This window comes from Arthrobacter sp. OAP107 (genome assembly GCF_040546765.1).
Classification (GTDB): domain Bacteria; phylum Actinomycetota; class Actinomycetes; order Actinomycetales; family Micrococcaceae; genus Arthrobacter.
This window is the reverse complement of record NZ_JBEPOK010000001.1, coordinates 2050080-2073785: the sequence shown is the minus strand read 5'-3', so window position 1 is coordinate 2073785 and position 23706 is coordinate 2050080. Positions and strand designations below refer to the sequence as shown.

General features: G+C 66.1%; 20 protein-coding genes. 7 read left to right on the top strand and 13 right to left on the bottom strand.

The features are described 5' to 3' along the window. Nucleotides 1-29 precede the first annotated feature (29 nt). The 3 genes from ABIE00_RS09735 (at nucleotide 30) to ABIE00_RS09725 (ending at nucleotide 3497) form a co-directional block, all read left to right on the top strand. Entirely contained in the window at nucleotides 30-848 is an 819-nt protein-coding gene (locus tag ABIE00_RS09735; protein ID WP_354259569.1) for a peptidylprolyl isomerase, read from the top strand. A gap of 72 nt (nucleotides 849-920) precedes the next feature. Further along, complete coding sequence (locus ABIE00_RS09730) at nucleotides 921-2645, top strand: DUF349 domain-containing protein (protein ID WP_502914208.1); 1725 nt, start codon at nucleotides 921-923, stop codon at nucleotides 2643-2645. Between the two features lie 87 nt (nucleotides 2646-2732). After that, entirely contained in the window at nucleotides 2733-3497 is a 765-nt protein-coding gene (locus ABIE00_RS09725; protein ID WP_354259566.1) for a type IV toxin-antitoxin system AbiEi family antitoxin, read from the top strand. Here the strand turns inward: ABIE00_RS09725 and ABIE00_RS09720 are convergent. The 9 genes from ABIE00_RS09720 to pdxT all read right to left on the bottom strand — a co-directional run bounded on the left by ABIE00_RS09720 (nucleotide 3378) and on the right by pdxT (nucleotide 13368). Beyond that, nucleotides 3378-5771: a RelA/SpoT family protein gene (locus ABIE00_RS09720; RefSeq protein ID WP_306923928.1), complete on the bottom strand. Its 2394-nt coding sequence runs from the start codon at nucleotides 5769-5771 to the stop codon at nucleotides 3378-3380. The two genes, ABIE00_RS09725 and ABIE00_RS09720, sit on opposite strands and share 120 nt — an antisense overlap. Nucleotides 5772-5982: 211 nt before the next feature. After that, nucleotides 5983-6999, bottom strand: coding sequence for a protein translocase subunit SecF (gene secF / locus ABIE00_RS09715; RefSeq protein ID WP_354259563.1), 1017 nt, complete (start codon nucleotides 6997-6999; stop codon nucleotides 5983-5985). Continuing rightward, nucleotides 7000-8757, bottom strand: coding sequence for a protein translocase subunit SecD (secD, locus tag ABIE00_RS09710; protein ID WP_354259560.1), 1758 nt, complete (start codon nucleotides 8755-8757; stop codon nucleotides 7000-7002). A 100-nt stretch (nucleotides 8758-8857) separates the two neighbouring features. Continuing rightward, nucleotides 8858-9268, bottom strand: a complete 411-nt coding sequence (yajC, locus tag ABIE00_RS09705) for a preprotein translocase subunit YajC (RefSeq protein WP_354259557.1) — start codon at nucleotides 9266-9268, stop codon at nucleotides 8858-8860. 189 nt (nucleotides 9269-9457) lie between these two features. Continuing rightward, nucleotides 9458-10546, bottom strand: a complete 1089-nt coding sequence (gene ruvB / locus ABIE00_RS09700) for a Holliday junction branch migration DNA helicase RuvB (protein ID WP_354259554.1) — start codon at nucleotides 10544-10546, stop codon at nucleotides 9458-9460. Next, on the bottom strand, nucleotides 10539-11186 hold the full coding sequence (gene ruvA, locus ABIE00_RS09695) for a Holliday junction branch migration protein RuvA (protein ID WP_354259551.1): 648 nt from the start codon (nucleotides 11184-11186) through the stop codon (nucleotides 10539-10541). Before ruvA ends, ruvB begins: the two co-directional genes overlap by 8 nt. A gap of 81 nt (nucleotides 11187-11267) precedes the next feature. Further along, entirely contained in the window at nucleotides 11268-11846 is a 579-nt protein-coding gene (ruvC, locus tag ABIE00_RS09690; protein WP_003800677.1) for a crossover junction endodeoxyribonuclease RuvC, read from the bottom strand. A gap of 31 nt (nucleotides 11847-11877) precedes the next feature. After that, on the bottom strand, nucleotides 11878-12633 hold the full coding sequence (locus ABIE00_RS09685) for a YebC/PmpR family DNA-binding transcriptional regulator (protein ID WP_190602648.1): 756 nt from the start codon (nucleotides 12631-12633) through the stop codon (nucleotides 11878-11880). A gap of 3 nt (nucleotides 12634-12636) precedes the next feature. Continuing rightward, nucleotides 12637-13368, bottom strand: coding sequence for a pyridoxal 5'-phosphate synthase glutaminase subunit PdxT (pdxT, locus tag ABIE00_RS09680; RefSeq protein WP_354259547.1), 732 nt, complete (start codon nucleotides 13366-13368; stop codon nucleotides 12637-12639). A gap of 90 nt (nucleotides 13369-13458) precedes the next feature. On the opposite strand from pdxT, the gene ABIE00_RS09675 reads away from it, so the two are divergent. From ABIE00_RS09675 to ABIE00_RS09660, 4 genes are all read left to right on the top strand, one after another. Further along, a complete protein-coding gene (locus tag ABIE00_RS09675; protein WP_354259544.1) occupies nucleotides 13459-14748 on the top strand; it encodes a Mur ligase family protein in 1290 nt (429 codons plus the stop codon). Further along, nucleotides 14745-15497: a type 1 glutamine amidotransferase gene (locus ABIE00_RS09670; RefSeq protein WP_354259541.1), complete on the top strand. Its 753-nt coding sequence runs from the start codon at nucleotides 14745-14747 to the stop codon at nucleotides 15495-15497. The genes ABIE00_RS09675 and ABIE00_RS09670 overlap by 4 nt, the downstream gene beginning before the upstream one ends. Nucleotides 15498-15648: 151 nt before the next feature. Next, a complete protein-coding gene (locus ABIE00_RS09665) occupies nucleotides 15649-17661 on the top strand; it encodes a M3 family metallopeptidase (protein ID WP_354259538.1) in 2013 nt (670 codons plus the stop codon). Between the two features lie 308 nt (nucleotides 17662-17969). Beyond that, a complete protein-coding gene (locus ABIE00_RS09660) occupies nucleotides 17970-19208 on the top strand; it encodes an IS110 family RNA-guided transposase (RefSeq protein ID WP_354259535.1) in 1239 nt (412 codons plus the stop codon). Nucleotides 19209-19409: 201 nt separating this feature from the next. Here ABIE00_RS09660 and pdxS read toward each other — a convergent pair whose 3' ends face one another. From pdxS to thrS, 4 genes are all read right to left on the bottom strand, one after another. Next, nucleotides 19410-20336 (bottom strand): pyridoxal 5'-phosphate synthase lyase subunit PdxS, encoded by a 927-nt coding sequence (gene pdxS / locus ABIE00_RS09655; protein WP_354259532.1) that lies wholly within the window; start codon nucleotides 20334-20336, stop codon nucleotides 19410-19412. A gap of 138 nt (nucleotides 20337-20474) precedes the next feature. After that, nucleotides 20475-21095 carry a phosphatidylinositol phosphate synthase gene (gene pgsA, locus ABIE00_RS09650; protein WP_354259529.1) on the bottom strand — a complete coding sequence of 207 codons (621 nt, stop codon included), beginning with the start codon at nucleotides 21093-21095 and terminating at the stop codon, nucleotides 20475-20477. Further along, nucleotides 21085-21672, bottom strand: coding sequence for an HIT family protein (locus ABIE00_RS09645; RefSeq protein WP_331572886.1), 588 nt, complete (start codon nucleotides 21670-21672; stop codon nucleotides 21085-21087). The genes pgsA and ABIE00_RS09645 overlap by 11 nt, the downstream gene beginning before the upstream one ends. A gap of 20 nt (nucleotides 21673-21692) precedes the next feature. Further along, a complete protein-coding gene (thrS, locus tag ABIE00_RS09640; protein ID WP_502914279.1) occupies nucleotides 21693-23657 on the bottom strand; it encodes a threonine--tRNA ligase in 1965 nt (654 codons plus the stop codon). Nucleotides 23658-23706 lie beyond the last annotated feature (49 nt).

Here is a 23706-nt window from a genome sequence, read left to right as displayed (position 1 = left end):
CGGGGCAGTCCGATCGATGAGGAGGACCCGTGGCGGCCAGTCCACGCGAAACACGCGAAGCCAAAAGGCGCATCCAGCAGATGGAAGCCAAACGCGAGCTTCGCCGTGACCAGGAGAAGCGCCGCAAGCGGGACAACCTGATAGCGGGATGTGCGGGGGCCGCGGCGGTGGTGCTCGCCGTCGTTCTTCAACTGACGGTGTTTGCCGGGAATCCGACCGAAGAGGAATTCGCTGCCGCCGAGGCGGGACTGGCTTCGCCATCCGCAACCCCTTCCGCCTCCGCCACCCCGACTGCAACGCAGACCAACGCCGCCAACATCCCCAAGCCCGCGACGGCGGCGGGCAAGACCTTCACCGGCTCACTGAAGCTGAACCGCGGGACCCTCGGCGTGCAGCTGGACGGCACCAAGGCCCCGCAGGCAGCCGCGGTGTTCAAGTCACTGGCTGACCAGAACTACTACAAGGGCGTCAGCTGCCACCGGCTCACCACCGCCGAGAACTTCGGCGTCCTGCAGTGCGGCTCCAAGACCGGCGACGGCCAGGGCGACCCCAACTACACGTGGGGTCCGCTGGAGAACACACCGGCGGACAACAAGTACCCGGCCGGCACCATTGCAGTGGCCCGCACCGGAAACAACGCCTACGGCAACGGCACCCAGTTCTTCATCGTCTACAAGGACACCGTCATTCCGTCGGACTCCGCCGGCGGCTACACCGTCGTGGGAAAGGTGACCTCGGGCCTTGACGTCGTCACGAAGATTGCGGCTGCAGGTCTTAAGGCGGGCGAAAGTGGCACAGACGGCGCACCTGCGGAAGCAGTCACGATAGACTCATTTTCTCTGAAGTAGGAACCTTGTGGCACCAGCGGCTACAAGCAACCTATGAACGGGTATCTTCCTCCAAGCGAAAGACTTTTAGCGGTGACAGACAGTCAGCAATCCGACGAAACAGCAGCCGAAGTGACCGAGGTCCAGGCTTCCCCCGAGACGGCTTCCCCCGAGACCGTGGAAACGGCAGCGGACACGGCCGACGCCGTGGAAGGGGCACAGTCAGTGGAAGTGGCACAGGCCGCCGAGTCCGCACCGTCCGATGAGGGGGCTGCACCCTCCGACGAGGCGGCCGCACCGGAGGTTGATGCACAGGCCGAAGAGGCCGGACAGACCGAGGAGGCTGCACAGGCCGAAGAGGCTGCACAGACCGACGCCGCACCGGCGGCAGCGGCTGCCGGCCCGCTGCCGGAGGCTGCGGAGGAAACCGCGGCACCAAGCCCTGCACCGTCACCGCGTCCGGCGCCGGCACCCCGGCCCGCACCCACACCCGCCGCTTTTGCCGCAAGGCCCAAGGCCGGACCGGCTGCCATCGTGACGCCGGCACAGGCCCCGCCCGCCACGTCGCTGGCCGAAGCCGCCCGCTGGGGCCGCGTTGAGGGCGACGGCCACGTATTCCTGACCATCGACGGCGAAGAGCACCCGGTCGGCCAGTACCCGGACGTCAGCAACGACGAGGCTCTCGCCTACTTCGCCCGGAAGTACGACGACGTCGTCGCCCAGATTGTCCTGCTGGAACAGCGGGTGGCCTCGAAGGCCCCCACTACGGACATGCAGAAGACCGTGACGCACCTGCGCGAGCAGCTCGCCGAACGGAACATGGTGGGCGACATCCGTTCCGCGGAAGGCCGCCTCGACACCCTGTCCACCCAGATCACCGAGCTGGAGAAGGCGGAGAAGGCGCAGCACGACGCGGTCCGTGCCGCCGAGCTGGCCGCCCGGGAGGCCATCGTGGCCGAGGCCGAGGCAATCTCGGGCACCGATCCGGCCCAGGTTCAGTGGAAGACGTCCAGCGCGCGCATGAACGAGCTGTTCGAAAGCTGGAAGGCCGCGCAGAAGAGCGGCGTACGGCTGGGCCGCAGCAACGAGGACGCCCTCTGGAAGCGCTTCCGCGCCGCCCGGACGGTCTTCGACAGGCACCGCCGTGCCTACTTCTCCCAGCTGGACAGCAATAACTCGGCGGCAAAGGCCGCCAAGGAAAAGCTCATTGCAGAGGCCGAGGCACTCTCCTCGTCCACCGACTGGGGCTTCGCTGCGGGGGAATACCGCCGGCTAATGGACGAGTGGAAGGCATCACCGCGTGCCAGCCGCAAGGACGACGACGCGCTGTGGGCCCGGTTCCGCGCCGCGCAGGACGTCTTCTTCAGCTCGCGCCAGGCCGCCAACGACGAGATCGACCAGGAGTACGCCGCCAACCTGAAGGTCAAGGAGGCGCTCCTCGAGGAGGCATCGTCCATCGTTCCGGTCAAAGACATCGCGGCCGCCAAGAAGGCGCTGCAGTCCATCCACGACCGCTGGGAAGAGGCCGGCAAGGTCCCCCGTGCGGACATGGGCCGGATCGAGGCCGGGCTGCGCCGGATCGAGGACGCAGTCCGCCAGGCCGAGGACGAGAAGTGGCAGCGCTCCAACCCGGAGACCAAGGCCCGCACCAACAGCGCCCTGAGCCAGCTCGAATCCGCCATCGCCGGCCTGAAGGATGACCTGGCCGACGCAGAAAAGGCGGGCGACCAGCGTAAGATCAAGGCCGCCAGGGAAGCCCTGGAAGCCCGCCAGGCGTGGCTGGACCAGATCCAGCGTTCGGCGAGCGAGCTCTCCTAAGCAGCACCAGCACAGGCCCCGTTCCGGTTATCCACATAGCCGGGACGGGGCCTTACTGGTTAAGGCCCATTCCGGCAGGATGACGGAATGGCACCGTTCTCCCAGCTCCCTGTTTCGCAGACACCTGTGCTTCAGGCGCACCCGTCACACGGCCGGGGTGGTTCGCCGCCGGCCGACTCCCCAGTGCAGCTGCTGGAGCTCTATTCGCCGGGGCTTCCCTTCACCTGGCCGGAGCTGCAGTCCATGGCGGCCGACGGCGTGCTGACGCAGCTCTATCAGCACGGCTACACAGTTCCCGGGACTGATGCTTCCCCGCAGCTGCGGGCACGTGCCGCGGCCCACGGTGTGCCCGCCCCGGTCCGGAGGCGCGTGGTGGCGGGTCGGATGACGGCGGCCTGGATCTACGGCTGCGCACGCGAGCCGGACCGGCTGGCACTCCTGGTGGACGCCAAACGCCGGATCTCCAGCCTTCGCTCCACCCGGGGCTGCACCCTCCATGAGGTGCGGCTGGGTCCGTTCGACGTCGTCAGCCTTGGTGGCCTGATGGTGTCGAGTCCGCTCCGCACGGCTCTGGATATCGCCTTGCACGTCGAGGCCGAGAGGGCAGTTCCGGCCCTGCGGCTGCTCCTGGAGAAGCCCGAACTCGATGTCAGGCTCCGGCTCCTCGTGCTGGCGGTCGAGGCGATGCCCCGGCTGCCGCACAAGAATGCAGCCCTGGAGAAACTCTCGCTGCTAGCTTCGCCGGCGGTTGCCCGTGGTCCGGTAGACGTCGAACACCCCGTCGATCCGCCGTACGGCACTGAGCACGTGGCTGAGGTACTTGGGGTCGCCCATCTCGAAGGCAAACTTTGAGATGGCCACGCGGTCCGTGGATGTGTGGACGCTGGCCGCCAGGATGTTCACGTGGTTCTCGGAGAGCACGCGCGTCACGTCGGAGAGGAGGGACTTCCGGTCCAGCGCCTCCACCTGGATCTCCACCAAAAAGACGCTTGACTGCGTCGGCGCCCAGTCGACGTCGACGATCCGATCCGGCTGGTCCTTGAGGCCTGCCACGTTGGTGCAGTCCGTCCGGTGCACCGACACGCCCGAGCCGCGGGTGACGAAGCCCAGAATGGGGTCCGGCGGCACGGGGGTGCAACAGCGGGCCAGCTTCACCCAGACGTCGCCGACGCCGCGGACCACCACGCCGGAATCCGAGAACCGGGCCTTGCTGACCTGCGTGGGGATGCTGACTTCGGTGAGGTCGTCGTCGGGTGTTTCGTTGCCGCCGAGGCTCTCGACGAGCTTTTCCATGACGGACTGCGCGGAAGTGTGGCCGTCCCCCACCCCGGCGTACAGCCCGGAGATGTCGACGTACTTGAAGTCCTCGGCCACGGCGGCCAGCGCGTCGTGCGTCATCAGGCGCTGCAGCGGAAGGTTCTGCTTCCGCATGGCGCGGGTCAGAAGCTCCTTGCCGCGGTCAATCGCCTCTTCACGGCGTTCTTTGCTGAACCACTGCCGGATCTTGTTGCGTGCCCGGGCGCTCTTGACGAAGTGCTGCCAGTCCTGGCTGGGGCCTGCGCCCTCGGCCTTCGAGGTGAAGATCTCCACCCAGTCGCCGTGGTTGAGCTCGCTGTTGAGCGGCACCAGCTTGCCGTTGACCCGGGCGCCGATGGTGCGGTGGCCTACTTCGGTGTGCACGGCATAGGCGAAGTCCACCGGTGTGGAGCCGGCCGGCAGGGCCATAACCTCGCCCTTGGGGGTGAACACGAACACTTCGCGGGCGTTGATCTCGAACCGGAGCGAGTCCAGGAACTCGCCGGGATCGGAGGTCTCCTGCTGCCAGTCCACGAGGGAGCGGAGCCAGCCCATGTCGCCGTCGCGCGGGCTTCCGGGCCCGGTGGCGGTCCGGTTCGGCTGGTCCTTGTACTTCCAGTGCGCCGCCACACCGTACTCGGCACGGCGGTGCATCTCGTGCGTCCGGATTTGGATTTCAACCGGTTTGCCGCCGGGGCCGATGACAGTGGTGTGCAGGGACTGGTACATGTTGAATTTCGGCATCGCGATGTAGTCCTTGAACCGGCCCGGCAGCGGGTTCCAGCGCGAATGCAGGGTGCCCAGGGCGGCGTAACAGTCCCGGACCGAGTCCACCAGGACACGGACGCCCATGAGGTCGTTGATGTCGTCGAAGTCCTTGTCCCTGACGATCATCTTCTGGTAGATCGAATAATAGTGCTTGGGCCGGCCGGTAATCGTCGCCTTGATCCGCGCCGTTCGCAGATCGTCGGCGATCTGGTTCCGGATCACGCTGAGGCTCTTTTCACGCTCCGGCGTGCGGTCGCCCACCATGCGGACGATTTCCTCGTACACCTTGGGGTAGAGCGCCGCGAAGGACAAGTCCTCGAGCTCCCACTTGATGGTGTTCATTCCCAGCCGGTGTGCCAGCGGCGCGAAGATCTCCAGCGTTTCCCGGGCCTTGCGGGCGGACGACTCGGCGGAGACGAAGCGCCACGTGCGGGCGTTGTGGAGCCTGTCCGCGAGTTTGATCATGAGGACGCGAATGTCCTTGGCCATGGCCACGACCATCTTGCGGACGGTCTCGGACTGGGCAGCCTCGCCGAAGCTGACCTTGTCCAGCTTGGTGACACCGTCAACCAGCATGGCCACTTCGGGACCGAAGTCTGCCCGAAGGTCCTCAAGCGTGTAAGGCGTGTCCTCCACGGTGTCGTGGAGCAGCGCCGCGGCCAGGGTGGTGCCGCTGAGTCCGAGTTCCGCGAGGATCGTCGCGACGGCGACGGGATGGGTGATGTATGGATCACCGCTCTTGCGCTTCTGCCCGCGGTGGCTTTGCTCCGCGACCACGAAGGCGCGCTGGATCAGGTCGAAGTCTTCCTTGGGGTTGTTCGCCCGCACGGTCCGCAGCAGCGGCTCCAGGATGGGCGAGTATGTCGCGGTGCTGCGGCCCGTCAGCCGCGCCAGGCGGGACCTGGTGCGCTCACGCCGGCCCGGGAATGTGGGCCGGACACCGGAGTTGTCCACGGGCACGCCGGGCGCCGGGCGCCCGGCAGCCACCAGACCAGTCTGTTGTCCCTGGCCCGGACCGTTGCCTCCGGCAGCCGTTGGCGCCGACGTCGAACCCTCTTCCAATGAAGTACCCCTCACGACCCGTTTAATTATCCCAGTGTATTCCCGCTCCGGGCCCGACCGATAACCGCGTCCGTCACCAAAGGCGCAGCCGGCCACGCAGCCCGGTACCCGGGCGGTCCGGTGGGGGCGACGCATGCGCTTAACGCAAAGACCGGACGCCGTCGCGGTGACGGCATCCGGTCCGGACGCTCCAGGCTGTTGCGGGAGTTCCTTATGCTTTTGCAGGCTCGGCGGCGGCAGCCTTGGCGGCGGCGTCCACCCGGCGCTGCTTGACGCGCTGGGCTTGCTTGACCAGCGGCGCCTCGCCCTGGCGCAGCCAGGCATACATCGGCGCCGCGATGAAGATCGTCGCCGCGGTGCCGATCAGGATCCCGACGAACAGGGCCAGGGAAAGGTCGCGCAGGGTTCCGGCGCCCAGCAGGCCGGCCCCGATGAACAGGATCGCCCCGACCGGGAGGATGGCAACCATCATGGTGTTGATGGAGCGGACCAGGGTCTGGTTGACGGCCAGGTTGACTTCCTCGCCGAAGGTGCGGCGCGAGGAGGTATCGATGTCGGCCGTGTTTTCACGGATCTTGTCGAACACCACCACAGTGTCGTACAGCGAATAGCTGAGCACTGTCAGGAATCCGATAATCGCCGACGGCGTGACCTCGAAGTCGCTCAGGGCGTAGACACCGGCGGTGATGAACATGGTGACGAGCATGCCCACGATCGCCGAGAGCGACATCTTCCAGGTCCGGAAGTAGAGGGCCATCAGGACGGTCGCGAGGGCAACGAAGACCACGAGCCCGATCAGGGCCTGCTTGGTGACATCGGCACCCCAGGTGGGGCCAACGAAGGTGGAGGTCACCTCATTGTCCGTTACGCCGTAGGCCTTGGTGAGACCTTCCTTGATCTTGAGGGTCTCGTCGTCGGAGAGCTTGTCCGTCTGGATCCGCATAGTGGTTCCGGCCACGTTGGCCACGCGCGGCACGCTGCCGGGAACGACGTCGTGGACAGCCTTCTCTCCCACGGCCGATTCGGTGGTCTTGACGTTGGACACCGTGAACTCGGAACCGCCGCGGAACTCAATGCCCAGGTTGAAGCCGCCCTTGACCACCGGGATCAGGATAGACAGCGCAACCGCAATGGCGGCCACGGTGAACCAGATTTTCTTGGCCCCGACGAAGTCGTAGGAACGCTTGCCGGTATAGAGCTCGTTGCCGAATTTCGCGAAACTGGACATTTACTTGCCCTCCTTGGCCGGGCCCTTGGAGGAACCGGCTAGCTGCTCCTGCTGCTCCGCGCGGCGGCGTTCAGCGATGGTCATCCGGCGCTCAGCCTCAGCCGCGGCACCGGTGTTCTTGGCGCGTACCACTGACGGCTTGTCCTCGGGGCTGCGGAGCCTGCCGGCGCCCCGGTAGAGCGGCACCGCGCCGAGGCGCTCGGGATCAAGACCGGAGAACTTGTGGCCTTCGCCGAAGAACCGGGTCCTGGCCAGCTGCTGCAGCGTGGGGTGGGTGAACATGAACACGACGATGAGGTCGGCGATGGCGGTCAGGCCTAGCGTGAAGGCAAAGCCGCGCACGTTGCCGACGGCCACGAAGTACAGCACCAGTGCAGCCAGGAGGTTGACCGCTTTGGATGCCAGGACGGTCCGCTTGGCCCGCTTCCAGCCGTTCTCCACTGCCGACACCAGGCCGCGGCCCTCGCGGAGCTCATCACGGATGCGTTCGAAGTACACGATGAACGAGTCCGCTGTCTGGCCGATGGCCACGATGAGACCGGCGACGCCGGCGAGGGACAGCCGGTAATTCTCGGTCCAGCCAAGGATTGCAATGGCAAGGTATGTAAGCGCACCCGCCACCACGAGGGAGAAAATGGTGACGAAGCCGAGCGCCCGGTACTGGAACAGCGAGTAGACAACCACCAGCAGCAGGCCGATCAGGCCGGCGAGGAGGCCCATCCGGAGCTGCTCACCGCCGAGGGTGGCGGAAATCTGCTGCTCGCTCTGGATGTCGAAGCTGATGGGCAGGGCACCGAACCGGAGCTGGTCCGACAGCGCCTTGGCCGACTTCTCCGTGAAGCCGCCGGTGATCTGCGGGCGGCCGTCGGTGATGACCGCCTGGGACCGCGGGGCCGAAATGACCTGGTCATCCAGGACAATGGCGAACTGCGACTTGGGATCGCTGCCGGTCTCACCGCCCGCAGCAACGTAGAACTGGTTGAGGCGTTCTGTGACCGTCTTGAACTTGGCCGTACCCTCAGCGTTGAACTGGATGTTGACAGCCCATTCGTTGGTGACGGCACCCTGGGCGCCCTGCTGGAGCTGGAACGTCGAGCCCTGGATCTCCACGCCCTTGACCTCGACCGGACCCAGGATGTACTTGATCGCAGGTGTCTTGTCGGTGGCAGGCTCGCAGGTGACCAGCGGCTTGGCCGGGTCGGAACGCTCCTGCTTCTCCTGCGCCGGGTGGTCACAGTCGAGGGCCTCGAACTGCTTCTGGATGTCCGCGGTGATCCAGTTCGAATCGCTGGCGTTTGTCGGCTTGGCCGTCGGCTTCGGCAGCTGGGCAGCAGGTGTCCGCTGCGCGGCAGGGACCGCTGCTCCGGCGCCTGTGACGAGCACGGGCCGGAAGTTCATGTCCGCGGAGGCCTGGATGAGGGCACGGGTTTCCGTGGACGGGGTGCCGGGAAGGCTCACCACCACGTTGCGCCCGGACTGCGTGCTGATCTCAGCCTCTGCGACACCCGAGCCGTCCACCCGCTGGCGGATGATGGCCACCGCCTGGTTGAGCTGCTCCTCATTGATGTCCGAGTTGCCCTCAACTTTGGGTGCCAGGATCATCTGGGTGCCGCCCTCAAGGTCCAGGGCAAGCTTCGGGCTCCAGCTGGCAACCCCGGACATTGTGCCGCCCGCAAGGACGGCCGTCATGGCGGCCAGGATTACACCAAGCCAGACCAGCACCCGAAGTGATGGTTTTTTGCGGCCAGTTCGTGCCATTGCCTATCTTTCTATTATTTGCGGAGGGCCGCCGGGGCGAACCTCGCCGCCCCCGGCGGCTCCGCAGCCGTAGACAGCTGTACCGTGCGGAAGCGGCGGACTAGATGTCCTTCTTGCCCTCGTCGTTGAGGCGCTTGAGGGTTTCGTCCGGAGTTTCGCCGGCCGTGCCGGCGTTGTTTTCGGGAGTCAGCGCCTCGGGGTCCCGCGGCTCCTCGGCCGTCAGCGCCGATGCGTCATCGGGAACGGCCTGCGTTTCGACGGCGGGCTCCACGATCTTGGTTACGGCCTGGCGGTGGACGGTGGCCAGGTTGCCGGGCGACAGTTCCAGGACGACCTTGTTCTCCGCTTCGTCGATCGACTCGATGCGGCCGAACAGTCCGAAGCTGGTCATGACCTCGACGCCAGGAGCGAACTGCGACTGCAGCTGGGTCTGCTGCTGCTGCGTTTTCTTGTTGCGGCGGAACATCATGAAGATGAACACGCCGAGCATGACGAACAGCAGAATTGTCATTGGATCCAAGAGGATTTTTCCGTTCTGTAACTTGCGTAGCTGGTTGACAGCGACGTCCGCTTTGCACCGGGCTGCCCGCCCGGACACGGGAGACCGGCCGCGGGCGGCCCGCCGAAGCGGGACACGGAAACAAAGCCCGGACGTGCCGAGCGTCCTTCCAGTCTAGAGGGAAAAGCTGGGAGGGCGCTGCTATTGGGTGCTGGAAACCCACTCAGATGACGATTCCTCATCACCCGGCCCCGCCCCGAAAAGGTCCAGGGTTTCCTGGCCGAAGACGCCCGCCGGCACGGCCAGCCCCAAGTGGGTCCAGGCCGGCGCCATGGCGATCCGGCCCCGCGGCGTCCTGCCCAGCAGCCCCTCCCGGACCAAATACGGCTCGGCGACGGTCTCCACCGTCTCCGGCTCCTCCCCCACGGCGATGGCCAGGGTTGACAGGCCCACCGGGCCGCCGCCGAATTTGGTGATCAGCGCTTCCAGCACTGACCGGTCCAGCCGGTCCAGGCCTCGCTTGTCCACTTCGTACATGTCCAGCGCGGCGGAGGCGGAGCGGGCATCGATCTGCTCGATTCCGTGGACCAGCGCCCAGTCCCGGACCCGCCGCAGCAGCCGGTTGGCGATGCGGGGCGTACCGCGTGAGCGTCCGGCGATCTCAGTGAAGCCGGCCGAATTCACCTTCAGGTCGAGGAGTCCGGCGGACCGGCGGAGCACCAATTCCAGCTCTTCCACCGAATAAAACTCCAGGTGCCCGGTGAAGCCGAAGCGGTCCCGGAGCGGACCCGGCAGGAGGCCAGCACGTGTGGTGGCACCCACCAGCGTAAAGGGCGGCAGCTCCAGCGGAATGGCCGTGGCGCCAGCGCCCTTGCCCACCACGATGTCAACGCGGAAGTCCTCCATGGCCATGTAGAGCATTTCCTCGGCCGGGCGGGACATCCTGTGGATTTCGTCCAGGAAGAGGACTTCGCCTTCGGACAGCGAGGAAAGGATGGCGGCGAGGTCTCCGGCGTGCTGGATTGCGGGGCCGCTGCTGATCCGCAGCGGCGCGTTCATCTCGGACGCAACAATCATGGCGAGTGTGGTCTTGCCGAGGCCCGGCGGACCGGAAAAGAGGACGTGGTCCGCGCTGCGCCCGCGCATCCGGGATGCCTTCAGCACCAGGGAAAGCTGCTTGCGGACCCTGTGCTGGCCCACAAAGTCGTCGAGGTTCTTGGGCCGAAGCGCCGCCTCGATGGCCCGCTCTTCCGGCTCTTCTCCTCCGGCGACCAGGGACGGCTCAGCCACGGCTGCCTACCCTGTTGCCTGCCCGGGCGCCGTCCTGGCCCAGCCAGCGCAGTGTGGTGCGCAGGATCTCCGCAACATTGCCTTCGCCGGCGAGTTCCGGCGCATCCGCAAGGGCCTTGTCGATGCTGCCCGAGGCGTCCTTTTCGGACCATCCCAGGCTGGTCATGGCGGCCACGACCTGCGGCTTCCAGACGCCTTCCGATGAAGCAGCCGGCGCTCCCGCTGGCGTGGCTGTGCCGTGCGGCACCAGTTTCCCGGCCAGTTCCAGGACGATGCGCCCGGCGACCTTCGGGCCGATCCCCGGGACCTTGGTGAACGTCTTGCTGTCCTCGGTGTGCGCGGCGATGCGGATGGCCTCGGGATCGTGCACGGCCAGGACTGCGAGGGCGAGCCGCGGACCAACACCGCTGACACTGAGCAGAGTGTCGAAAACTTCCCGCTCGTCGGCGCTGGCGAAGCCGAACAGGGTCAGGGAGTCTTCCCGGACAATCAGGGAGGTGAAAAGCTTCCCCTCCTCACCGGTCCGGAGCTTGCTGAGCGTCTGCGGAGTGGCATAGACGCTCATGCCGGCGCCGTTGAGATCGATTACGGCGGTGGACAGCCCGACGTGCGCCACAGTTCCGCGGAGAAAACTAATCAAGGCCGGGGCTCCTGAACTTGCGCCGGCAAAAACCGACTATCCGAACATATCTACGAATACCCTAGCAAGGGCCGGCGACATTCAGCGCGCACGGCGCGCTTTCGCCTCGGCCTCGGCCCAGGCGCGCTGGGCAGGGGTCAGGGACTGGCTGCCCGGACCGGTGGTGGCGACGGATGCGCCGCTGCCCGCGCGCCAGGCGTGCGTGATGGCGAGGGCCAGGGCGTCCGCCGCGTCCGCCGGACGCGGCGGCGCATCGAGCCGCAGAATCTTGGTGACCAGCTTGGTGACGGCCTCCTTGTTGGAGGATCCGCTCCCGGTCACCGCGGCCTTGACCTCCGACGGCGTGTGCAAGGCCACGGGGATGCCGCGCCGGGCCGCGGCAGCGATGACGACGCCGGAGGCCTGGGCCACGCCCATGACCGTGCTGACGTTGAGCTGCGAGAAAACCCGTTCCACCGCCAGCACGTGCGGCTCGTAGCGGTCGAGCCAGTCGTCGATGGCGAGGGCGATCACCAGCAGCCGCTGGTCGAGCGTTTCCTCGGGGGACGTTCCCACCACGCCGACGGCCACCATGGTGGCGCGGCGGTTCTTTTCGACGTCCACCACGCCGATGCCACAGCGGGTCAGCCCGGGGTCGATGCCCAGTACGCGCAGCGTCACGTGCAAACGCCCCGGTCGGCCGCGCGGAAAATCACTCGGCTTCCAGGGCTGCCTGAACTTCGTCGCTGAGGTCAGCGTTGCTGTAAACGTTCTGGACGTCGTCGAGGTCCTCGAGGGCGTCAACGAGCTTCATGAACTTCTTGGCGGCGTCAAGGTCCAGCGGCACCTCCATGGAGGGCACGAACTCGGCCTCGTCGGTGTCGTAGTCGATGCCGGCTTCCTTGAGCGCATCGCGGACGGCCTGCAGGTCCTTCGGGTCCGAGTGGATCTCGAAGTTGTCCCCGTTGTCCTTGACTTCCTCGGCGCCGGCGTCCAGCACGGCCATCAGGACGTCATCCTCGGTGAGGTCGTTCTTGGGCAGGGTGACAACGCCCTTGCGGGTGAACAGGTAGCTGACCGAGCCGGGGTCGGCGATGGTGCCGCCGTTGCGGGAGATGGCCAGCCGGACCTCTGATGCCGCGCGGTTCTTGTTGTCGGTAAGGCACTCGATCAGCAGCGCCGAACCCTGCGGGCCGCGGCATTCGTACATGATCTCCGTGTAGTCCACGACCTCGCCGGTGAGCCCGGCGCCGCGCTTGATGGCGCGGTCAATGTTGTCGTTCGGCACCGAGGTCTTCTTGGCCTTGGTGACGGCCAGTTCGAGTCCGGGGTTGCCCGCCAGGTCCGGGCCGCCCATCCGGGCCGCAACTTCGATGTTCTTGATCAGCTTGGCGAACGACTTTGCCCGGCGGCTATCAATGATGGCCTTCTTGTGCTTGGTCGTTGCCCATTTGGAGTGGCCTGACATGCTTTACGCTTCTCCTCTGATCATGCGGATAAAAAGTTCATGCACGCGCTTCTCGCCTGTCACTTCCGGATGGAAGGAGGTGGCCAGCAGCTGGCCTGAACGCACTGCAACAATTCTAGCTGTCCCCTGCAGATCGGCCGCGTGGGAGGCATGTTCCTGGTCGGCCGGCTCCACCTGCGCCAGGACCTCAACGCCGGGGCCGACGCGCTCCACCCAGGGGCCGCGGATGAACACCGCGTGAACCGGAGCCACGCCCTGCTCTGTGGCGCTGAACTCCAGGCCCTTGAAGTCGAGGTCGGTCTCGAAGGACTCGCGCTGCCGGCCGAAGGCGTTGCGGCGCACCGTGATGTCCAGGCCGCCGAACGTCTGCTGGGGGTTTCCTGCGAGGTCTGCCGCGGGGTCGGCGATGTCGTCCGCCAGCAGGATCATGCCCGCGCAGGAACCGTATACCGGGAGGCCGTCGGCGATCCGCTGCCGCAGCGGTTCCGCAAGATCGAAGGCGCGGGCCAGCTTGTCGATGGCCGTCGATTCGCCGCCGGGGATGATGAGCCCGTCGAGCCCTTCGAGCTCGGCCGGGCGGCGGACGCCCACGCCGGCGGCGCCGGCGGTCTCGACCGCCCGGAGGTGCTCACGGAAGTCGCCCTGGAGCGCCAGAACGCCGATGCGCAGGCCGGACCCGGGCTTTTCGGCCACGCCGGCCGGGCGCGGAAGGGCGCTGGAAAGGGAATTGGTCATCTAAACAGCATAGTGTCCCGGGCACAAACCGACGTCTCCGCCGCCGGGGGCCGCCACATTGCATGCCGCTGCTGGGATATATTACAGAGCATGTTTTCCCTTAGCGTTCCGCTCGGCAAGTTCGTCCGCCGGGTTTCCCGGCTCAGGGGCGGAGGCTCTGCATTTCCCGGCCTGGTGGTCGAAAAAATCGACCCCGGCTTCATGCAGCGGACCCTGTCCACTCTCCCCCACGGCGTGGCCGTGGTCAGCGGCACCAACGGCAAGACCACTACCACCAAGATGGTGGTGGAACTGCTGGAAAGCCAGGGCCTGAAGGTGTTCACCAACCGTACCGGGAGCAACTTCACCCGGGGCGTGGCGGCCGCCCTGCTCGGCGACGTCGACTGGAGGGGACGGCTCGACGCTGATATCGCCGTGCTGGAGCTGGATGAGGCCCACGCCGTGCACTTCGTCAACCGGGTCCCGCCGCGCTACAGCCTGCTGCTGAATGTCCTCCGCGACCAGCTGGACCGTTTCGGTGAGATCGACAAGACCGCCCAGCTCCTCCAGCACATCGCCTCCAAGACCACCGGGACCGTCGTGCTGAACCGTGAGGACCCGCGGGTGGCCCGCATCGCCGATACGCTGCAGGGCCCCGAGGTCCTCTACTTTGGCCTGGACGACTCCCTGCTGGGCACCTTCCCCAGCGACGACGAACTCCGCGCCGGGCCCGGCAGCCCGGTACCCGCAGTGCCGGAACGGCCCCAGGCCGACGTCGTGCTCCGCCGGGTGGGCGCCTATGACGCCGATTTTGAGTACGACGGCGGCACGGTCACCACCGGGATGAAACTCCGTGGCGTGTACAACATCTTTAACGCCGCCGCTGCGCTGGCCCTTGCCCGCAGCATCTGCGGCAGCGGGGCCGCCACGGCGGACCACGGCACCCTGCTAAAGGCGCTTTCAGAGGTGGCCCCGGCATTCGGACGCGGCGAAAGCCTCACCGTGGACGGGCTCCCGCTGGATCTGGTCCTGGTCAAGAACCCCAGCGGTTTCCGGCTGGGCCTGAAATCGTTCCCCTCGGGCGGCTACGCCACCATGATCGCCATCAACGACAACTACGCCGACGGCCGCGACATGTCCTGGCTGTGGGATGTCGATTTCGACTCGCTGCGCGCCGAGGGCGTGGACCAGGTCACCGGCTCCCGCGCATACGACATGGCCCTTCGCCTGCAGTACGACGAAGTGCAGATCGGCGCGGTGGACACCGACATCCCGGCCGCCCTGGCCGACTTCATCCGCAAGGGCAAAGGCAAGCCGAAGCGGGTCTTCTGCACCTACACCGCGATGCTCGCCATCCGCCGTGAGCTGTCCAAAATCACCACAGTGGAGGTGGTCTCTTGACCCCCGATTCAGCGCCCGGCACCACCGCATCAAAGGGAACCATCCGGGTCCTGCAGTTGTACCCGAGGGAGATGAACATCTACGGTGACTGGGGCAATGCCCTGGTGCTGCAGCAGCGCCTCAAGTGGCACGGTTACACGCCGGAACTGCTCGAGTACAACGTGGGCGACGAGTTCCCCGAGGGTGTGGACATTATCCTCGGTGGCGGCGGGCAGGACAGCGGCCAGCTCGTCATCCAGGACGACCTCCAGTCCCGGGCCGGCCTCCTCAAGGGGATGGCCGAGGACGGCACGCCGATGCTCCTCATCTGCGGGCTCTACCAGCTGTTCGGCCGCTTCTTCAAGACCCGGTCCGGCCCGGTCATTCCCGGCATCGGGGTCCTGGACATTGAGACCCACGGCACGGATGAGCGGCTCATCGGCAACGTGAAGGTCACCACCGCCGAGTTCGGCGAGGTGCTCGGCTACGAAAACCACAGCGGCCAGACCACCCTGGGCCCCGGCGTCGAACCTCTCGGGACGGTGGCGAAGGGCACGGGCAACAACAGCAGCGACGGCCAGGAGGGTGCCCGGTACCGCAACATCGTGGCCAGCTACCTGCACGGTTCCCTGCTGCCCAAGAACCCGGCCATCGCCGACTTCCTGATCCGGACCGCCGTCGAACGCAAGTACGGAACCTTCACGCCCGGCCAACCGGACGACCGCTTCGCCGTCCTGGCCCGCGAGCACGCGGCCCGCAGGCCGCGCTAGGGAGTCACCAGCAACTCGTGGGCTCCGGCGGTTGGAGCCGTCAGCGTTGGAGGTGCATTGCTTCCGGATGGCGTGCCGGATTGTGGCCGGGCATGCTCTGCAGGTCGCTAAAAACGTTGTGAACCGGGGACCTGCATGAAAGGGTTGTTTCATGACCAATCCCCTCCTGTCCCCCAGCACGCTCCCCTTCGGTCTGCCGCCGTTTGCCGGCATCGACGACGCCCACTATGCCGAGGCGGTTGACGCCGGGCTCGCCGAACACCTGGCCGAGATCCAGGCCATCGTGGACAATCCCGAGCCCGCCACGTTCGAGAACACAGCACTGGCCATGGAACGGTCCGGCCGGCTGCTGGACCGCGCCGCGGCTTCGTTCTTCACCCTGGTTTCGGCCCACGCCTCCGAGGCGATCAGGAAACTGGAGACCGACCTGTCGCCCCGCTTCGCCGCCCACCAGGACGCTGTCTACCTCAACCGGGCGCTCTACGAGCGCTTCGCCGCCGTGGACACCGCGGGCCTGGACGCCGAATCGGCACGGCTGGTCGAGGAGTACCTCAAGGAGTTCCGCCAGTCGGGCATTCAATTGGACGACGCCGGCCAGGACCGGCTCCGTTCGCTGAACGCCGAGCTGTCCCGGCTGGGCACGGAATTCGGGCAGCGGGTCAAGGAAGCCATGAAGTCCGCCGCCCTGCTGCTGGACAGCGCCGAGGACCTCGCGGGCCTCCCCGCAGACGAGATCGCCAGCGCCGCGGAGGCAGCCCGCGTTGCCGGACATGACGGCAAGTTCCTCCTGACGCTCATCCAGCCGAGCAACCAGCCCGCCCTGGCATCATTGGACAACCGGGACGTGCGGCGGCGGCTCTTCGAGGCGTCCATTGCCCGAGGCAGCTCCGGCGGTGACCTCGACGTCCTGGACCTCGTGAAATCCATGGTCCGGCTCCGCGCCGAAAAGGGCGCCCTGCTGGGTTTCGCCAACTACGCCGAACTGGTGGTGGACCGGCAGACGGCCCCCGACTTCGGCGCCGTACGGACCATGCTGAACCGGCTCGCGCCCGCTGCCGTAAGGAACGCCGACGGCGAGGCTGCCGCCCTGGCCGAGAGCGCCGGCCACCCGCTCGAGGCCTGGGACTGGGCCTATTATTCCGCCAAAGTGCGGCGCGAACGGTACACCGTGGACGAGCAGGCCCTCAGGCCGTACTTCGAGCTGGACAGCGTGCTGACGGACGGCGTTTTCTTCGCCGCTACCTCGCTCTTCGGCATCACCTTCCACGGGCGCACGGACCTCGCTGGCTACCACGAGGACGTCCGGATCTGGGAGGTCCGGGACGCGGACGGAACAGAGCTTGGCCTGTTCCTGGGTGACTACTACACCCGCGAAACCAAGCGGGGCGGCGCGTGGATGAATTCGTTGGTGGACCAGTCGACGCTGCTCGGCACCAGGCCTGTGGTGATCAACAACCTGAACATCTCCAAGCCGCCGGCCGGTGAGCCTACGCTGCTCACGCTCGACGAGGTACGGACCGCATTCCACGAGTTCGGGCATGCCCTGCACGGGCTGTTTTCCAGCGTCACGTACCCCCGTTTCTCGGGCACGTCGGTGCCGCGGGACTTCGTGGAGTACCCGTCCCAGGTCAACGAGATGTGGATCATGTGGCCGGAAGTGCTGGCCAACTACGCCCGCCACCACGCCACGGGCGAGCCACTGGCCCAGGACGTCGTCGACCGGCTCAACGAGTCCCGTCTGTGGGGCGAGGGGTTCGCCACGACGGAGTACCTCGGCGCGGCGCTGCTGGACCTGGCCTGGCACGTTCTGGAGGCCGGCGGCGTTCCGGAGGACGCCCTCGAATTCGAGGCGAAGGCCCTGGCTGCCGCGGGGGTGGCCCATCCGTTGATTCCGCCGCGGTACCGGACGGGCTATTTCCAGCACATCTTTGCGGGCGACGGCTACGCTGCGGGCTACTACTCCTACATCTGGAGTGAGGTGCTGGACGCCGAGACCGTGGACTGGTTCACCGAGAACGGCGGGCTCAGCCGGGCCAACGGCGACCGGTTCCGCGCCGAACTGCTCTCCCGCGGCAACAGCCGGGACCCGCTCGAGTCGTTCCGCACCCTCCGCGGACGGGACGCCACCCTGGAGCCGCTCCTCAAGCGCCGCGGCCTTGAATGACCGCCGGCGCCCCACCCAAGTAGCGGTCCAGAGCCGCTGTCGCGCCGTGGGGATAGAAAGTTCGCATAACTCAGTCGCGTGCATGGCCGTGGTCGGTGTCAGCGGGGATTATTGAGGTGTCTGCCACGGCGACGCCGATGCTAACTTGGTGCCTTAGTGAGCCCGTCAAGTAGCGTGGCGTGGAGGGCTTCCACGGGAACCGTGGATTGTTGCCAGAGAGCACGAGTATTAGATTCCTGAATTGATTCCCTGTCCTCTCCGCGGCAGACACCACGATCGCAAGGTTCGAGGTGTCAGGAGGAACTGTCATGGATATTGTTCACGAGCGGGCCGCCGGGATGGATATCTCCAAACGCGATGCGAAGGTCTGCCTGCGGGTCCCTGGCGCGCGGGCCGGGACATACACGTCAACTGTCACGACCTGGGGCTCGACGTCCGGGCAGATCCTGGAACTGCGGGACTTTCTGGAACGCGAGCACGTCACCACAGTGGTCATGGAAGCCACCAGCGATTACTGGAAGCCGTTCTTCTACCTATTCGAAGAAACCTTGCCGGTGATGCTGGTCAACGCCAAGGCGGCAAGGAACATCCCGGGACGCAAAACTGATGTTTCCGACGCTGCGTGGCTCGCCCAGCTCGCCGCGCACGGACTGCTGAGGGCCTCGTTCATTCCGCCCGAACCGATCCGCGACCTGCGTGACCTCACCCGGGCCCGGTCCACGGCAACACGCGACCGGACACGTGAGATCCAGCGCCTGGAGAAGTTCCTTGAAGGTTCCGGGATCAAACTGTCCTCCGTGGTCTCGGACCTGACCGGAGTCTCGTCTCGGGCGATGCTCGAAGCCCTCATTCAGGGTGAACGGCACCCGGAAGTCCTCGCAGGTCTGGCCAAAGGAACCCTGCGCTCCAGGATCCCCGCCCTCGTTGATGCGCTCACCGGCAGATTCAAGGAACACCACGCGTTCATGGCCAGACTGCACCTGGACCAGATCGATGCCCAGACCCGTATCATCGATGCGCTCACCGACAGGATCGAGGAGGCGATGGCACCCTTTCGTGCAGCCAGGGATTTCCTGGCCACCATCCCCGGAGTCTCCCTCAAAGTCGCAGACGTAATCATCGCCGAAACCGGCGCCGACATGACCGTATTCGAGACACCCGGCCGGCTCGCGTCCTGGGCCGGTGTCTGTCCTGGTTCCAACGAATCAGCAGGCCGGATCAAATCAGCGCATATCCTGCCCGGCAACAAATACCTCAAAGCCGCTCTCGGCACCGCGGCGCTCTCCGTCTCGCGGAGTAAGAACACCTATCTCGCCGCCAAATACCAGCGCATCAAATTCCGGCGGAGCCCGATGATAGCCATCGTTGCCCTCCAACACTCGATACTCACCGCGGTCTGGCACCTCCTTGCCGACGGGGAATGCTACAAAGATCCCGGCGCCGACTACTTCACCCGGCTCGACCCAGTCAAAGCACGCACCAACGCCATCAACAAACTCAACAGCCTCGGCTACAACGTCACCCTCAGCCCGGCCACCGCAGCCTGACCCACCGACTTTCGTATTAGCTGGCATTTGTTGTCGTTCTGAGGGCTGAAAACGACCACAAGTGCGAGTTAGTTGGGAAGAACGACGCCGGCCGGTCACCTTGGAAGGTGACCGGCCGGCGTCGTAATTAAGCCTGGCGACAATGGCGCCTAACTCTCTCGGCTTAACAAGAGAGGGCGCAGAGGCTCAAGCGCCCGAACGCTACCAGCCGCGCTCGGCGAGGCGGTGCGGCTGCGGGATCTCGTCCACGTTGATGCCGACCATGGCCTCGCCCAGGCCGCGGGAGGCCTTGGCGATGACGTCCGGGTCATCGAAGAAGGTGGTGGCCTTCACGACGGCGGCGGCCCGCTGGGCCGGGTTGCCGGACTTGAAGATACCGGAGCCGACGAACACGCCGTCGGCGCCGAGCTGCATCATCATCGCGGCGTCGGCCGGGGTGGCGATGCCGCCGGCGGTGAACAGCACCACCGGGAGCTTGCCGGTGGCGGCAACTTCCTTGACCAGTTCGTAGGGGGCCTGCAGCTCCTTGGCCGCGACGTACAGCTCGTCCTCGGGCAGAGCCGCGAGCTTGGCGATCTCGGCGCGGATCTGCCGCATGTGACCGGTAGCGTTGGAGACGTCACCGGTGCCGGCCTCGCCCTTGGAGCGGATCATGGCCGCGCCCTCGTTGATGCGGCGCAGCGCCTCACCAAGGTTGGTGGAACCGCAGACGAAGGGAACGGTGAAGTTCCACTTGTCGATGTGGTTGACGTAGTCGGCCGGGGTCAGGACCTCGGACTCGTCAATGTAATCCACGCCGAGGGACTGCAGGACCTGGGCCTCGACGAAGTGCCCGATCCGGGCCTTGGCCATGACCGGGATGGACACGGCGTCGATGATCTGGTCGATCATGTCCGGATCGGACATGCGGGACACGCCGCCCTGGGCGCGGATGTCGGCCGGGACGCGCTCGAGCGCCATAACGGCAACGGCACCGGCATCTTCGGCGATGCGGGCCTGCTCGACGTTGACGACGTCCATGATGACGCCGCCCTTGAGCATCTCCGCCATGCCGCGCTTGACGCGGTTGCTGCCAGTCACGCTGTTGGCGGACGAGCCGGCTTCGTTGCTTACATCAGGTGTAGACACAAAAACCCCTATGGGTAGCTAGATGACCTTCGCCGGCAGTGCAGGCGGCACGGACATGCCGTTTTTACACACACCGGATTACCGGATCCATTGACCGGGCAGTCCTAATACTAGTCCCACCGCGGCAGCCCGGCTTAATCAGGTTTGTTCGGAGTCTTCCAGCGACTGGACGCGCACTGCCAGGACGCGCTGCACGACGGTGACGAGGCTCGCCGCCGCCAGCAGCACCAGGGTGGCCAGCAGCACCACGGGCGGCAGTCCGGCACCCGTCAGCCCGGTTATTACCAGGACTGAAACCAGCCGTTCAGCACGTTCGGCAATGCCCACGTTCGCCTGGAAGCCGAGGGATTCGGCCTTCGCCCGCACATATGAAACCACCATGCCAAGAACAAGGCAGACGACGGCGGCAATAGCTATGGGGGCATCGGCACCACCGGTGAAAAACCAGATGGCCAGGCCGGCAAAGAGGGCACCGTCCGCCAACCGGTCAAGGCTGGAGTCCAGGAAGTTTCCCCAGCGGCCGCCGAGGTTCTGCATCCGGGCCATGATGCCGTCGATGACGTCGGAGAAGATGAACGCCGTGATGAAGACGGTTCCCCAGAACAGCTGGCCCAGCGGATAGAACACCAGGGCCCCGACTACCACGCCGGCAGTTCCCACAATGGTGATGGCGTCCGGTGAGACGCCCAGTTTCAGGAGCCAGCGTGCAAGCGGGGTAAACAGCGCGGTGAAGAACCCGCGGGCATGCCTATTCAGCATGCGTCTCCCCGGGCCAGGCGTCGGCGACCTGCTGGCGGACCTCGTCGAGGGTCTGGGTGATCGCCTTGGTCTGGGCGATGATCGGGAAGAAGTTTCCGTCCCCGCCCCAGCGCGGCACGATGTGCTGGTGCAGGTGCCCCGCGATGCCGGCGCCACCCACAACCCCCTGGTTCATGCCGAGGTTGAAGCCGCCGGGATTCGCCACCTTCCGCAGCACGCGCATGGCGGTCTGCGTCAGGTCGGCGAATTCGGCGGTTTCCTCCACCGTCAGGTCCGTGTAATCGGGGACGTGGCGGTACGGGCACACCAGCAGGTGGCCGGGGTTGTAGGGGAACAGGTTAAGCACCACGTAGCTCGTGCGCCCCCGGTAGACGATGAGGGATTCCTCGTCGGTGCGCGCGGGCGCGATGCAGAACGGGCAGTCGTCAGTGTTCTTGAACTGGTGCTGCCCGCCCTTAATGTAGGCCATGCGGTGCGGAGTCCACAGCCGCTGGAAGGCATCCGGAACGCCGGCGAGGCCAAAATCGTCCGTCACTTCCGCGTCGCCCGGATAGCCCGACCCTGTGTTCTCCTGCACGTGTTCCCCCTCCGCCGCGGCTAGCTGGTCCGGTTGCGGACGGCGTCCACGATCCGCTGGACAGCCTCTTCCACGGGCACGCCGTTGTCCTGGCTGCCGTCCCTGAACCGGAAGGACACGGCGCCCACTTCGGCGTCCTCACCGCCGGCGATCAGCACGAACGGGATCTTGTCCTTGCTGGCCGTACGGATCTTCTTGGGGAAACGGTCCGAGGAGATGTCCACCTCGGCGCGGATGCCGGCAGCCTTGAGCTTGTCGACGACGTCGAACATGTAGTCGTTGAAGGCCTCCGCCACCGGGATGCCCACCACCTGTACGGGAGCGAGCCAGGCCGGGAAGGCACCGGCATAGTGCTCGGTGAGGACGCCCATGAACCGCTCCACCGATCCGAACAGGGCCCGGTGGATCATGACCGGGCGCTGGCGGGTGCCGTCAGCGGCCTGGAACTCGAGTTCGAAGCGCTCAGGCAGGTTGAAGTCGAGCTGGATCGTGGACATCTGCCAGGTGCGGCCCAGCGCATCCTTCGCCTGGACCGAGATCTTGGGTCCGTAGAACGCGGCTCCGCCCGGGTCCGGAACAAGCTCAAGCCCGGAGGCCTCGGCCACTTCGGCCAGGGTGCAGGTGGCTTCCTCCCAGGTGGCGTCGTCACCCACGAACTTGTCCTCGTTCTTGGTGGACAGCTCGAGGTAGAAGTCGTCCAGGCCATAGTCCTTGAGCAGGCCCAGGACGAAGTTCAGCGTGGTGGTGAGCTCGTCCTTCATCTGCTCGCGGGTGCAGTAGATGTGGGCGTCGTCCTGTGTCATGCCCCGCACGCGGGTCAGGCCGTGCACCACGCCGGACTTCTCGTAGCGGTAGACCGAGCCGAATTCGAACAGCCGCAGCGGCAGTTCGCGGTAGGACCGGCCGCGCGAGCGGAAGATCAGGTTGTGCATGGGGCAGTTCATCGGCTTGAGGTAGTAGTCCTGGCCGGGCTTGCGGACCGTCCCGTCCTCATTGTGCTCCGCGTCGATGTGCATCGCGGGGAACATGCCGTCGCGGTACCAGTCCAGGTGGCCGGACACCTCGTACAGGTGCCCCTTGGTGATGTGCGGGGTGTAGACGAACTCGTAGCCGGCGTCCACGTGGCGCTGCCGGGAGTAGTCCTCCATGGCCTTGCGGATGATGCCGCCCTTGGGGTGGAAGACCGGCAGGCCCGAGCCCAGCTCGTCCGGGAAGGAAAACAGGTCCAGCTCGGCGCCCAGCTTCCGGTGGTCGCGCCGCTCGGCTTCGGCGATGCGTTCCTGGTACGCCTTCAGGGCATCCTTGGTGGGCCACGCGGTGCCGTAGATGCGCTGCAGCTGCTGGTTGTTCTGGTTGCCCAGCCAGTACGCGGCCGAGGACCGGGTCAGGGCGAAGGCGTTGGAGATGAGCTTCGTGTTGGGCAGGTGCGGGCCGCGGCACAGGTCGCACCAGACGCTGTCCCCGCTCTTGCGGTCGACGTTGTCGTAGATGGTGATGTCGCCGGCGCCCACTTCGACGTTGACGCCTTCGCCGGCATCGGCGGCGTCGTTCTTCTTGCCCAGCAGTTCGAGCTTGTAGGGCTCGTTCTTCATCGCTTCGCGGGCCTCGTCCTCGGAGACGACGCGGCGGACAAACTTCTGGTTCTGGTTGACGATCTTGAGCATCATCTTTTCCAGCTGGCGCAGGTCCTCGGGAGTGAAGGGCTCCTCGACGTCGAAGTCGAAGTAGAACCCGTCAGTGATGTAGGGACCGATGCCCAGTTTGGCGTCCGGTCGCAGCTGCTGCACGGCTTGGGCCATGACGTGCGCGGTGGAGTGGCGCAGTACGTTGAGCCCGTCGGGGGAATCGATGGTGACGCCTTCAACCTCGGCACCCTCGGGAAGGGGCTGGTCCAGGTCCTTGAGTTCGCCGTCGACCCGGGCCACAACGACGTCGCGGCGCTCAAAGAAGAGTTCCGCGCCGGTGGTCCCGGTAGTCACCTTCATTTCTTCGCCATCGACGATGAGGGTGATCTGCTGGGCATCTGACACGGGT